The following is a 13163-nucleotide window of genomic DNA, read 5'->3' as shown; positions in this document are numbered from 1 at the left end:
CACTTAAATCTACTGATCATTGTTAAAATATACGTTATTAAAAATGGAGAATATTGATGCAGTTGATGCCATTACCACAATGTCAGTTACAGTGTGGTCGTTTTACATTGGATTTATCTCAACTTCAAATGATGGGCATCTTAAATGTTACCCCTGATTCATTCAGTGATGGCGGACAGCATCATCAAAAAGACCTCGCCATTCAACATGCTTTGCAGATGATTGAAGAGGGTGCAAGCATTATTGATATTGGTGGAGAGTCAACTCGCCCAAATGCATCACCCGTTGAGCTAGAAGAAGAAATTCAGCGTGTCATTCCTGTGGTTGAAGCATTATCCAAGTATGATGTGATCATATCGATTGATACCAGTCAGCCTGAGGTGATTCGAGCTGCCGTGAAAGCAGGTGCGCATATCTGGAATGATGTTCGTGCTCTAACTCGTCCACAAGCTTTAGAAACGGCAGCTGAATTAAATATCCCTGTGGTGTTGATGCATATGCGTGGTGAACCGACCAATATGAATCAGCTAGATCAATATCAGGATGTGACCGAAGAAGTAATTTTTGAATTACAGCAGCGGCTTAATCAAGCAATTGAGGTCGGGGTAAGCAAAGAAAATATTATTATCGACCCAGGTTTCGGTTTTGCCAAGAATGCACAACAGAATTTTCAATTGCTGAATGAGTTTTGGAAATTGAATCGAATGGGGTATCCGATCTTATCTGGACTGTCACGTAAACGTTTTATTGGTGAAGCATTGAATGGTATACCTGCACAGGAACGTGCGGTTGGAAGTGTAATAGGACATCTACTAAGTATTCAGCAAGGTGCTAGTATTGTTCGAGTGCATGATGTTAAAGCCACCAATGATGCGATAAAAGTTTGGAATGCGATGCGTTTAGCTTAGTAATTACAGAGAAATAATGAAGATAAAGATACATTCCAATACGGTGTATCTTTATTTTTTTGCATACAATTACATTAATAGCGTCATTCATTTAAAAGACATAAAAATTGGGGAATTAAAATATGCATCAATCTACAAAAATACTGACCTTAACCTTGCTAAGTTCCATGATGATCGCCTGTGGTAATCCCGTAAAGGAACGTAGCCATGTAGTCGCTCCTGCATCTTCTATCATGTCTAATATGGCAATAGATAGTACTCGAAAGATGATTGCTCCTGCTGCTTACATGGCAGTAATGCCTAGTCCAGAAAGCGTGCGACTAGAACAGAATACTGAAAAATATCAAAAGAATGAGGTTAATCCTATTTATCGGGTTGCAGATCAAGCAGTCTCAACTTTTAGTGTTGATGTGGATACGGGCAGTTATACCAATACACGTCGTTTCCTGAATGATGGTCGTTTACCTCCTGTTGATGCAGTCCGTGCAGAGGAAATGATTAATTATTTTGATTATGAATATCCGCAACCGAATAGTATTCACCCATTCTCAGTCAGCACTGAAACTGTAGATTCACCGTGGAAAGAGAATGCTAAGTTGATCAAAATCGGCATTCAAGCAAAGGACTTAACAACCAAACAACTTCCACCTGCTAATCTCGTTTTCCTTGTTGATGTGTCGGGTAGTATGGATGCAGCAGATAAATTACCCTTAGTTAAGCAAACACTCAGATTATTGACTGAGCAATTGCGCCCTCAAGATAAAGTCACGATTATTACTTATGCCAGTGGTGAGAAACTCATTTTAGAACCCACTTCTGGTGATCAAAAAGACAAAATTTTAACCGTCATTAATGAATTACAGGCAAGCGGGGCAACCGCAGGCGAACAGGCAATTCAATTGGCTTATCAACAAGCTGAAAAAGCCTTTGTGAAGAATGGGATCAATCGTATTTTATTGGCAACTGATGGCGACTTTAATGTGGGTATTACTGACTTTAGCACTTTAAAAGGGATGGTGGCTGAGAAACGTAAAAGTGGTATTTCTTTAACGACATTGGGTTTTGGGACAGGAAATTATAATGAGCAGTTGATGGAGCAACTGGCGGATGCAGGAGATGGTAATTACAGCTATATTGATAATAAAAATGAAGCGAAAAAAGTGGTACAACGTCAGCTTTCGTCAACACTGGCAACAGTTGCTCAGGATGTCAAAATTCAGGTGGAGTTTAATCCTGCCACGGTAAAAGAATATCGCTTAGTTGGCTATGAAAACCGTATGTTGAAACAGGAAGATTTTAATAACGATAAAGTTGATGCGGGCGATATTGGGGCAGGGCATAATGTTACGGCAATTTATGAAATCATTCCAGTAGGTCAGCACGGTTGGCTCAATGATTCACGTTATCAAGCATCAACAAAGACAGATGCAGCGAAAAAGTCAGAATATGCTTTTGTAAACTTGCGCTATAAATTACCAAATCAAGAAAAGAGTATTCTATTAAGCCAACCTGTGAAAGCAGAAAGTAAAACGCTTGCTCAAGCCAATAACGATACACGTTTTGCCATCGCAGTTGCTGCGTACGCTCAGCAATTAAAGGGTGGGCAATATAATGGTGCAATGGGGTGGGATCAAATTATTCAATTGGCAAAACAATCTGCACAGCCTGATCCCTATCAGATGCGAGAGGAATTTATCGAGCTTGCGAAAATTGCTAAAAGTTTAAGTGCAAAAAGAGATTAAGCATTATTAATGCTTTAAGAAGCGGCCAGAAACAACCGCTTTTTTTACGCGTAAATATCGTGATTTGTATGAGATTGTGTTATAAGCATGGCGTTTTATTAACATATAATTTTATTTATGTTTGAAGATCTCCTCCTCCCCATGTTTGATGATGAATATTATCCCGATATTCTTGTCGCAGAAGTTAAACAGCATATTCAACAATTTTTGAAAAAAGTAGCTCGTTCTGGTTTGTCTGAAGCAGAAATTTATCGTTTTGCCCATCAAACAATAATTGAAATAAATGAAATGAAACCTCAGTTTGAGGACTTAGATTCAAGCTTAGATGATACTGCTGCGGATTATATTGCTGAAGCAATGATGATGATTGTGCAAGAAGCAGGTTATTTTGATATTGAAATGGAAGAATTGATTGTCAATCGAGAGTGGTAAAACTCACTCTCGATTTTTATAAAAAAGATTATTTTGTCGCGGTCGCATCCCAAAGTTTTGGTAAAGTAATTTGTCCTGAAATCCATGCTTCAATTTTAGGCTGTTTAATTTTTTGATAATAAATACTTTCTGTATGAATCAGTAAGCCTAAAGTATCACCTTGATTTAAGTTTCCATTTATACTTGGTAATTCAATGGTTTGATTATCTTTTTGATTCGATTTTGATCCGAAAATAACTTGATCAAAAGCCTGCTTTTTGCTTGGGTTAAATGCTGCTGTTTGATCATTGAAGATGACATATTTTCCAGTTTTCTTCGACTTTATCGCAACAGAAATAAATAAAGTAGGTGTTGAATCTTTCGATTGCGTTTCAATATTTAAAGCGAGCTTTGGTGTGCCTGTAATATGCATGACTTCAGTCATAGTCTGAATTGGAACAAAGATTGGGTGTGAATTTTTTGCTTCAATCCAAGTTTTATTTAAGGTGTAATGTGTCGTTGCATCTAAATCTTTGAGCTGCTGAACGGGGCTTTTATCAACACATAATTCAGGTAAATCATTTGTTGCGGCTTGGTCTTTGAGTTTTTGATCGAACCATCCCATGATTGTGCTTTGTAATTTATATTGCTTTTGATTCCCACAGGTAACAGATTTCCCAATATACCAAAAAGGGGTATCACCTAAAGGGGAGTGTTGGGCAAAGGGTTGTAAATGCCCGCCTTGTACACCGATTAAATGCACTTCATGTTGGGCTTTCTGAATACATTGTGCTGCTTTAACACCTTGATTAAAAGGGAATAATACATCTCTGAACCCTTGGATAATGAGCGCATCTGCTTTTGGCACTTGAGCATTTTCACAGAACCAACTGGCTTGATGCGTTTTTAAAAAATGATAGGTCGATTGTTTTAATTGTCCTTGTTGCGTATCTTGATAGGCTTGTTTAAGTTCAGGATCAAATTTGTTCCAGTTCCACCAGTCACCAATTAAATTTAAGAAACTTAGCCAATCTCCTTTTGGAACGCCATTGGGTACAAGGCTATCGACGATATCGTACCAAGTTGTGATTGGTACAATTGCTTGTAAGCGAGGGTCTAAAGCAGAAGCAATGTATTGCACACCGCCTGCATAAGATTCGCCAATCATGCCTGTACGAACACCATTTTGATTTTGTGCCAGTTGTGATAAGTTCTTTTCAGCCCAGTTCATAATGCTAATCACATCTTGAGCTTCTTTTTCAGGATCTGTTAAGCGGATTTTACCCTGACTATGTCCATGTCCACGTTGATCATAGCTAATCACCCAATAGCCATTTTTCCATGCTGTTTTAGCAACTTGCCCCGTTGGCAGTAAAAAACCGTACAGACTGAGTTCAGGTCGTTTCATGCGAGATAAACCAAAACCATGGGTATGTAGCAGTAAAGGTGCAGTTTGATCTGCTCTTAAATGAGGCTGATACACTGTAAAAGCAAGCACAGTACCATCTGAGGCAGTTGTTTTTGCTTGAAAATAACGTTGTTTTAATTTAATAGGTTGTTGTTGAACTGTTTGAGGTCGTAGGGTTGCATGTACACAACCTTGTAATAGGAAAAATACACCGAACCAGATCCATAAAACATTTGAACGCATCGATTTTTTCATCCTTGAGCAAATCTTTGGGAAGTTATAATGTGATGAACGCGAGTTTACTGTGTCAAACTCGCCGAGACTATAAAAGGATAGGTCATTTTACTGACCTACCAGTTTTGTTCTATTTTATCTGACGTGAGTTGGAACGATAAGCATATAAGAATAACCCTGCACACAAGAAAATTAAACCTAAAATTAAGTGTGAGTTCAGTGGTTCATGATTGAAAAATATGCCCCATACACTTGCCAACACGGGGGTGATAATTGTAATTAACATGACTGTGGTTGGGTTGAGTTTTTGAATCAGATTGAAATAAAAAATCATCGCCAAAACTGATGAAAATACTGCGCTATACAACAAAGCAAGACTGACTTGTAAACTTGGTAATTGCACTGGTGCTTGGGCGATAAAGAAGGGCAATAAACACAGATAGCCAAGCCATGAAATCAGTGTTGATCCTGTCGTTTGAATAATTGGATGAATCTCCGCACCAATTTTTGCGACGAGAAACATTGAGATCACATAAAGTAATACGGCAATAATTTCATAGCTAACACCAATGATATCCATTTGAATGTGATCAGAACCTATGCCCAGCGTGAGTGATAAGCCCAAAATGGCAATTATTAATCCATACCATTGACGTTTTAGAAAATGCTCACGTTTTAAAATAAAAACCGCAATTAAGCCAGACCATAAAGGTGCTGTTCCATAAATAATCGAGATCATTCCTGATGAGACTTTGCTTGCACCCATATAACAAAAAGCCATTGAACCAAATAATCCAAGCGCACCCGCGGCATAACTCATCATGGCTTTAAAGTTCAAGATAAGTTTAAGTTTGAAATAAAACAGACAAAGCAATGCAAGTGGAATGGCGAGGCTGAATCGAAGAAATAAACCCCAAGCCCAATGAATTTCATGCACAGTCCAGACGGCTGCTAACGGTGTAAATGACCAGATCAGCACAACTGCAATAAATTGACCGACTGTAGCTAGGCGAGGGTGAGTAGGGGCTACAGTCGGTTGAATCTGTGTCGTTTGTATAAAATTCTTTTGCTGAAACTGTGTCATGGAGATGCTCCTGTTGTCGTTGTGATTGCAACGCTGTATTTGAGTAATTAAAATGAAGGCAATAAAAAAGGTCGCTCTTGAGGCGACCTGTACTTTTCAAATGATGAGCTTGTTAAATTGTCATCGGATGAAAGAGATGTGCAAAGTCACCGTGCATAAAAATGCAGACACGTCGCCACATTGGATTGGCGGGAATGCAATCCTTAATGTGAATAAGACGAGTGGGTGAAACCTTGCGAATCAACATGTGATAAATTTTAAAATAAGCTTTACATTTTTATAGCATAAGGCTTGAGTGAAAAATAGTCTTTAGCTTTAAAAATACGGCGAATAGAAGCATATCAGATCAAGATTTTTGGCTTGCTTAAATAAAGAATATTTCCATAATGTTGTTATTCGGATTTTCAAAGTAGTTTGCTCTTGTCTTCTTTAGAAATTATTGCCGTTATTATTAGTGTGATCGGTGTTGCACTCACGATAAAACGGAATATGTGGTGTTGGTGGTTTAATTTTTTGGCATTTATTTTATATGCTTACCTTTTTTTCACCTTTAAATTATACGGCGAGACGATTTTACAATTCTTATTTATGCTGATGAATTTCTATGGTTTTTATTATTGGCTTAAAGGTAAACGCCAAGATCACGAGATTCGGATCGAACCAATTGCAGCCAAAATGGTATTGATGCAAATGGGTTTGGCAGCAATCGGTGGATTATTATTTGGTTTAACACTTAAACATTTTACCGATGCTGCTGTACCGATCTTAGATGCGCAACTTGCTGCATTTAGTTTATTGGCAACCTATTGGACGAGCCGTAAACATATCGCAACGTGGGTACTTTGGGTTTTTGTCGATATTGTGTATGTCGGTATGTTTATTTATAAAGAGTTATTCTTAACCGCAGGTCTGTATGCTGCTTTTGTTTTGTTGGCAGCTTATGGTTGGTGGCAATGGGAGCAAGTTAAGCAGAAACAGTTGGCGTCTCAAACATAAATAAAGGCAGTCAAGCTGCCTTTATTTATGAGTCTTGGATTATTTAGAGGTGCTGAGATAACTTTGTACCGCTTGACGACCTAGCGCAGGGTCATCTGTGAATACACCATCCACACCTGCTTTAAAATAGAGCTGCATTTCTTTAATTGAGCCTGTTGGACAGCGTTCATCTGCTTTTGAGCTACATTTTAAAGTATCAGCTAAATAATTGTTTTCAGGACGGAAAGTATAAGGATGTACTTTTAAGCCCATTTGGTGCGCATCGGGAATAAATGAGGTCGTTTGAGTCATGGTGCTATCTTTAAAGATATATACTTTCCATGGCCCTACGCCGTTTGCATATTTTGCGACATCTTTTAAACCTTGTGCGGTCGCCATGTCTGCGTAAGTTGTGTTGATATTTTGGGCAACATAATCAGCAGGTCTTGCAGTTTGTTCATCGTACAGTTGGATCAACTGCGCATGTTTCACGCTCTTATATAAATCTAATTGCCCCTTGAGATACTTTAAATTTCCAACTTCAAAAGACTGTAGATAAATTGGGGCAATATCACGGGTGTATTGATATTTAGATAATATTTTAAGTAAAGGATCTTCCATGGCTAAATTCTGTTTTTGGAAGTAGGTTGGATGTTTGGTTTCAATGTATAAGCCAATAATCTTGCCTGTTTTTTGATAATGTGCTTCAGTCAGCTCAATAATTTGCTCTAAGGTTGGAATGCTATATAAGTCATTGTATTTTGTGTTGGCTGGTCGATATTGAGGAATCCGTTCACGTGCTTTAAGTTGTTGTAACTCTTTCAAACTAAAGTCTTCGGTAAACCAACCTTCTAAAGTGACCCCATCAATGACTTTGGTTTTTTTACGATCGGCAAACTGAGTTAACGTGGCGACATTGGTTGTACCACTAATTTCATTTTCATGGCGAGCCACCAAAAAACCATCTTTGGTCGAGACTAAATCAGGCTCAATGAAATCAGCACCATCATCAATCGCTTTTTGATAAGACTCTAAGGTATGTTCGGGGCGCAGCGCACTCGCTCCACGATGTCCGATAACCAAAATTTTGGGTAATTGATAACTCGATTGAGTGTTATTATTTTGATCATTATTGTCATCATTACAACCAACAAGGCTAATGAAGCTAAGACAAAGAACTGCTTTTTTTAACATTATGATGCTCAAATGTTTTTATTAAAGTGGTTAGTTTGTCGTGGAAATTTATCAAGGGGATGACAGTTCAGTGATCGTTTTATGAAAAAATCAGTGTTTATAAAACAACTAAAATAAAAAATAGTCTGATTGAATGTTAAGACTTATTTTTCCAGTAGGGCCAATTCGCTTCTGGCGTAAAATGATAATTATCATCTAGCCAATAGCTCTGTGGTGGAGCGGATTTATCTTTGAGACCCATAATATGCATAAGATTATTATCGAGTTCTGCTGTGTTTAGGGTTTTATCTTTATTCACACCCGTGACTGGTATTTTGTCGTACCACATCATGACAGGGACTTGATAGCCTGCTTTTGTGTTTGGGCTATGACCAGCATAATCAATTTCATGCCCGACTTCATTACCATGATCAGAAACCATGGTAAATGATCTAAAATCAGGTTTATGATCCGCCTGTAAAGTCTCTAAGAATTTTACGAGCAATGAATCTTGATATAGCATTACATTGTCATAGTCGTTTCGTAATGACCGAATCCAAGGATCAATATTTCTGTCCTTGAGATCGCGTTCTACGGCATCATTACTGTCACTACTAAATTTATTAAATACAATTGGATAGCGTTCTTGATAATTCGGATGCGCACCAATCAAGTGAAGAATAATTAGTTTTTTCGGATTGGGATCTGCCAACGCTTGCTGATAGACAGGAATTAATGTTTCATCCAAAGAGGTACTGCTACGTCCAGAGCGTGTATTTTTATAGACGGCTTTATCCGCATAAGACCCAAATAAGGAGGATAAATAGCTGTCATCTTGGTTGCTTAACCAATAAATCTTATAACCTGCTGCTCGAGCATATGCCAATATACTTTCAGGGGAATATTGATCATGTTCTGATGCTGGGCTTTCAGTGAGTAGCACACGTAATGCATTAATGGTCGAAGGTGAGGGCGAAAATGCATTACAAAAGATACGAAGTTGATCAATTTTCTTTGCTAACTCTGGTGTGGTATTTCGTGGATAGCCACAAACCCCTAGATTTAAGCTGGTTAAACTTTCTGAAAGTACCAACACATGTGTTTGCTTAACGTGAGCTGACGTTGTGAGAACTAGATTCTGCTTTGCGCTCAGATCCCATTGATGGTGAACATCTTTATGTTGTTTGATTCTATTTTGGAAATCTTGAATCTTGGTTTGATAATCTGACCAAAAAACCACAGGATGAACGTTACGTGAAGGCTTCATTAAATAGCTCGTCACGGTCAATAAGATCAGTAGAATGATGCAACTACGGTAAATTCGACTATCCCAAAGTTGATTAAAATGTTTTGCCTTAATCAGTTTAAACGCTAAAAAACTATAAACCGTTAATAAAGTCATTAAAGCCAATACAACAATCGCAATGGTGTTTAGATGAAGTTGTAAGAACTCCCATGTTTCTTGTTGATTGGTATTGGCGATCGCTTCGATAATAAAATAGGCTTCATTATCACTATTAAATAAAAACCAAGTACTAGAACGAAGCAGTGCATCTAACCACGCAATAAACCACCAGATGACTGAAAGTATGTACCAATAAATGATTTGCTGCGAAATCGCGAGGTAAATAAAAGCAACACCTGGTAAAGAGAGAAAGCCAAGTCTTAAACCATCGGATAAATTTCCTGCAAAGATCAACAAACCACCCGTGATCAACGCTGGCAGTAAAATAAGTAGCAGAGTATTAAACCGTGTTAAGTTGGCCTTCATAGATGCCTGATAAAATGGGGGGAGAATAGAGAGCGTGCTACTATCGGTTTAAGTAAGTAGAGTGTCAATCTGAAATTGAGAACTATTTGATTGCATAGTAAATTAAATTATTTAGCTGAACTTTAGTTTTTGAAGATATTTATCATTTTTACTGGTCTTTAGCATATTTAAGAATATTCATGATTTCTCCGTAATTGTCGCTTTTTGCAATGATATGTTAATAACAATGGTGTTTGCTTGAAAGCTCAGTAATGATCATTGTTTGAAAATAGTACTCTCTCCCTATCTTTTTGAAAAATAGACTGTTTCAAAAATGGAATGAACAGCCATGTTATCTAAGTTTTTTATTGAGCGTCCGATCTTTGCAACCGTACTTGCGATTATGGTGATGGCTTTTGGTATTTTCTCTATTTTAAATCTCCCTGTAGAGCGCTATCCCGATATTGCACCACCTCGTATTACAGTCTCTACCACATATACGGGGGCTTCAGCTGAAACTGTTGAGCAAAGTGTGACTCAAGTTTTAGAACAACAAATTAAAGGCATTGATCATTTACTGTATTTTAGTTCAACCAGCGATTCATCTGGTCGTAGCCGCATTAACCTCAGTTTTGATATCGGTACTAATCCTGATACAGCACAGGTACAGGTACAAAATAGTATTAATGGTGTGTTGAATCGTTTACCTGAAGAAGTACAACGACAAGGGGTAAATGTTTATAAATCACTTGGCGATACACATATGGTGATTGGCTTATATGACACCACAGGTCGTAGCAGCAATATCCAGATTTCAGACTATTTAGCAGACCATATCGAACAAAATATTGCTCGAATTGAAGGTGTTGGTGAAATTGACGTTTTTGGTTCGCAATATGCCATGCGAATTTGGTTGAACCCACTCAAGTTAAAGCAATATCTGTTGATTCCAAGTGATATTCGTGCAGCAATTGAAGCCCAAAATACGCAAGTTGCAGCAGGTTCGATCGGGGCTTTGCCTGCGGTATCAGATCAATATTTAAATGCAAAAGTCAGTTCAGGTTCACGTTTGCAAACAGTTGAACAATTTGAAAATATTATTATTAAAGCCAATGTGGATGGAAGCTTTGTTTATTTAAAAGATATTGCTCGAGTTGAATTGGGTGCAGAGAACTATCAATCATTCAATACCATTAATGGCTATCCATCTGCGGGGATGGGTATTTCACTGGCATCAGGTGCCAATGCTTTAGCCACTTCCGCAGCCATCAAAGCTGAACTTGATCAGCTTTCAGCAAAAATGCCGCAAGGCTATAAAGTCGTTTATCCACGAGACAACACGCCGTTTGTGCAAGAGTCGATTAAACAGGTGGTGAGTACGCTATTTGAAGCCGTGGTATTGGTTGTGGTGGTCATGTTCCTATTTTTACAGAATTGGCGTGCCACGCTTATTCCGACTTTGACTGTTCCGATTGTAATTTTAGGTACATTCACGGTGCTGTATGTACTTGGGTTCAGTGTCAATACCCTAACTTTATTTGCGATGGTGTTGGCGATAGGTCTATTAGTCGATGATGCAATTGTTGTGGTTGAAAATGTTGAACGCTTGATGCATGAGCAACACCTTTCAGCGAAGCAGGCTGCGATTGCTTCCATGCAGGAAATGACGGGTGCGTTGATCGGGATTACCTTGGTGCTGACGGCTGTATTTATTCCTATGGCATTTTTTGGCGGCTCTATGGGGGTGATTTATCGACAGTTCTCAATTACATTAGTTGCTGCGATGATTCTTTCATTACTGGTTGCTTTAATTTTAACACCCGCCTTATGCGCGCTTATTTTAAAATCCAATCCTCAGCCTGCCAAATGGGCACAGTGGTTTAACCAAAAATTAGATCAATTAAAACAACGCTATTTGCAATCTGCCCAATACAGCATCCAACATAAAGCAATCGTTTTAGTGTTATTTGTGGGGTTAATTGCGATATTTGGTTTGGTGTATAAAGCCCTACCAACGAGCTTCTTGCCAAGTGAAGACCAAGGAATTTTGAGTGTGCAGTTCAAAACTGCGGAAGGAACGCCGTTACCGAGAACACAAGAAATGGGAGAGCGAATTCGCCAATATTTTGCTGATCATGAAGCTAAAAATGTTGAGGTTATTTTAGTTCGTTATGGGCGTAACAATTCAGGCACAGGGCAAAATTTAGGATCGGCTTTTATTGCTTTAAAACATTGGGATGAACGTAAAGGACAGAAAAATGCGGCACAAGCGATTCGCCAACGTGCAATGAAATTTTTTAAAAATAATCCCAATGTACAAGTAAATGTGATGATGCCTGCTTCAGTCAGTGGCTTGGGACAAACCAGTGGTATCGACTTTTGGATTCGAGATATTAATGGTCAAGGTCGGACTTTCTTAGATCAAAAATTTAAGGCGTTACAACAGCAGTCGGCGAACCAAAACAGTTTTGAAAATATTGATAAACAAACCACTTCTGATAAAACGGAGCTGAAAGTTCATATTGATCAAAAACAAGCAATGGCAATGGGGCTCACTCAAGCGGCAATGAACAGTACATTATCTGCTGCATGGGGTGGAACGTATATTAATGACTTTATTGATCGTGGACGAATTAAGCGAGTCATGATGCAAGGTGATGCACAGTTTCGTTCCAAGCCTGAAGATTTACAGTATTGGTTTGTACGCAATAACCAAAATCAAATGGTGCCTTTTAATCAGTTTGCTCAAACGGCATGGCATGGTGAACCTGATGTGGTCACGCGTTATATGGGCTATGCAGCAGTTCAAATGCAAGCAGATATCAAAGATGGATTTAGTTCGGGTGTTGCCATGAACGATCTGAAAAAGATGGTGAATCAGTCTGATGATCTAGATTTAGCATGGAGTGGTTTATCTTTTCAAGAACAGCAGTCAGGTCAAATGGCAATCTGGCTATATCTGGTGTCCGCAGGATTCATTTTCCTGTGTCTTGCTGCTTTATATGAAAGCTGGAGTATTCCAACTGCAGTTATGGCTGCAATCCCATTGGGCATCGGTGGCAATATCTTGTTTGCTTACTTGACTGGTTTTCCAAATGATATTTATTTCCAAATTGCCTTGCTCACAACGATTGGTTTGTCGTGTAAAAATGCGATTTTAATTGTTGAATTTGCAGCAATTGCTCAAGCACAGGGGCACAATGCAGTTCAAGCTGCTTTACAAGGAGCAGGTTTGCGTTTGCGTCCAATTTTAATGACCTCTTTTGCTTTTGGTGCAGGTATTTTACCACTCGTTTTTGCATCAGGTGCAGGGGCGGTGAGTCGTCAAGAAATTGGTACGAGTGTATTGGGCGGCGTTATTTTTGGAACCGTATTGGTGCTGATTTTTATTCCTTTTATGTATGTATTGGTGTCTAATATTTTCAAAATAAAATCAAAGCAGTGTTAAAAATACAGAATATGCTGATCTGTAGGTCAC

The 13163-nt window shown here is 38.5% G+C and carries 9 protein-coding genes; 5 read left to right on the top strand and 4 right to left on the bottom strand.

Translation table 11 applies throughout. From position 1 onward, the window contains the following. The first annotated feature begins 56 nt into the window (after positions 1 to 56). From folP to C502_RS0100630, 3 genes are all read left to right on the top strand, one after another. Entirely contained in the window at positions 57 to 908 is an 852-nt protein-coding gene (gene folP / locus C502_RS0100640) for a dihydropteroate synthase (protein WP_018676928.1), read from the top strand. Positions 909 to 1030: 122 nt separating this feature from the next. Next, a complete protein-coding gene (locus C502_RS0100635; RefSeq protein WP_023274487.1) occupies positions 1031 to 2650 on the top strand; it encodes a vWA domain-containing protein in 1620 nt (539 codons plus the stop codon). A 117-nt stretch (positions 2651 to 2767) separates the two neighbouring features. Continuing rightward, the gene (locus C502_RS0100630) at positions 2768 to 3082 is read left to right on the top strand and encodes a DUF5713 family protein (RefSeq protein WP_023274488.1); all 315 of its coding nucleotides are present in this window, start codon (positions 2768 to 2770) and stop codon (positions 3080 to 3082) included. A gap of 28 nt (positions 3083 to 3110) precedes the next feature. Here C502_RS0100630 and C502_RS0100625 read toward each other — a convergent pair whose 3' ends face one another. Together C502_RS0100625 and C502_RS0100620 are read right to left on the bottom strand one after the other, a co-directional pair. Next, a complete protein-coding gene (locus C502_RS0100625; RefSeq protein ID WP_018676925.1) occupies positions 3111 to 4712 on the bottom strand; it encodes a CocE/NonD family hydrolase in 1602 nt (533 codons plus the stop codon). A gap of 121 nt (positions 4713 to 4833) precedes the next feature. Then, complete coding sequence (locus tag C502_RS0100620; RefSeq protein ID WP_018676924.1) at positions 4834 to 5787, bottom strand: DMT family transporter; 954 nt, start codon at positions 5785 to 5787, stop codon at positions 4834 to 4836. A gap of 420 nt (positions 5788 to 6207) precedes the next feature. Here C502_RS0100620 and pnuC point away from each other — a divergent pair, with 420 nt between their 5' ends. Beyond that, entirely contained in the window at positions 6208 to 6783 is a 576-nt protein-coding gene (gene pnuC / locus C502_RS0100610; RefSeq protein WP_023274489.1) for a nicotinamide riboside transporter PnuC, read from the top strand. Between the two features lie 39 nt (positions 6784 to 6822). Here the strand turns inward: pnuC and C502_RS0100605 are convergent, their stop codons facing one another. Then, complete coding sequence (locus tag C502_RS0100605) at positions 6823 to 7956, bottom strand: glycerophosphodiester phosphodiesterase (RefSeq protein ID WP_018676921.1); 1134 nt, start codon at positions 7954 to 7956, stop codon at positions 6823 to 6825. A gap of 136 nt (positions 7957 to 8092) precedes the next feature. Then, positions 8093 to 9706 carry a phosphoethanolamine transferase gene (locus C502_RS0100600; protein ID WP_018676920.1) on the bottom strand — a complete coding sequence of 538 codons (1614 nt, stop codon included), beginning with the start codon at positions 9704 to 9706 and terminating at the stop codon, positions 8093 to 8095. 328 nt (positions 9707 to 10034) lie between these two features. Between C502_RS0100600 and C502_RS0100595 the strand changes: the two genes are divergently transcribed. Beyond that, positions 10035 to 13133, top strand: coding sequence for a multidrug efflux RND transporter permease subunit (locus tag C502_RS0100595; RefSeq protein WP_018676919.1), 3099 nt, complete (start codon positions 10035 to 10037; stop codon positions 13131 to 13133). Positions 13134 to 13163: the final 30 nt, after the last annotated feature.

The sequence above is a fragment of the Acinetobacter tjernbergiae DSM 14971 = CIP 107465 genome (assembly GCF_000374425.1).
Classification (GTDB): Bacteria; Pseudomonadota; Gammaproteobacteria; order Pseudomonadales; family Moraxellaceae; genus Acinetobacter; species Acinetobacter tjernbergiae.
Note: the sequence above shows the minus strand (reverse complement) of the source record. Positions and strands in the feature narration are given on the sequence as shown.

Excerpts from the sequence above, each read along its gene's own strand:
- folP (WP_018676928.1), top strand. The coding sequence starts at position 57 with ATGCAGTTGATGCCATTACCACAATGTCAGTTACAGTGTGGTCGTTTT.
- C502_RS0100635 (WP_023274487.1), top strand. The coding sequence starts at position 1,031 with ATGCATCAATCTACAAAAATACTGACCTTAACCTTGCTAAGTTCCATG.
- C502_RS0100630 (WP_023274488.1), top strand. The coding sequence starts at position 2,768 with ATGTTTGAAGATCTCCTCCTCCCCATGTTTGATGATGAATATTATCCC.
- C502_RS0100625 (WP_018676925.1), bottom strand. The coding sequence starts at position 4,712 with ATGCGTTCAAATGTTTTATGGATCTGGTTCGGTGTATTTTTCCTATTA.
- C502_RS0100620 (WP_018676924.1), bottom strand. The coding sequence starts at position 5,787 with ATGACACAGTTTCAGCAAAAGAATTTTATACAAACGACACAGATTCAA.
- C502_RS0100605 (WP_018676921.1), bottom strand. The coding sequence starts at position 7,956 with ATGTTAAAAAAAGCAGTTCTTTGTCTTAGCTTCATTAGCCTTGTTGGT.
- C502_RS0100600 (WP_018676920.1), bottom strand. The coding sequence starts at position 9,706 with ATGAAGGCCAACTTAACACGGTTTAATACTCTGCTACTTATTTTACTG.
- C502_RS0100595 (WP_018676919.1), top strand. The coding sequence starts at position 10,035 with ATGTTATCTAAGTTTTTTATTGAGCGTCCGATCTTTGCAACCGTACTT.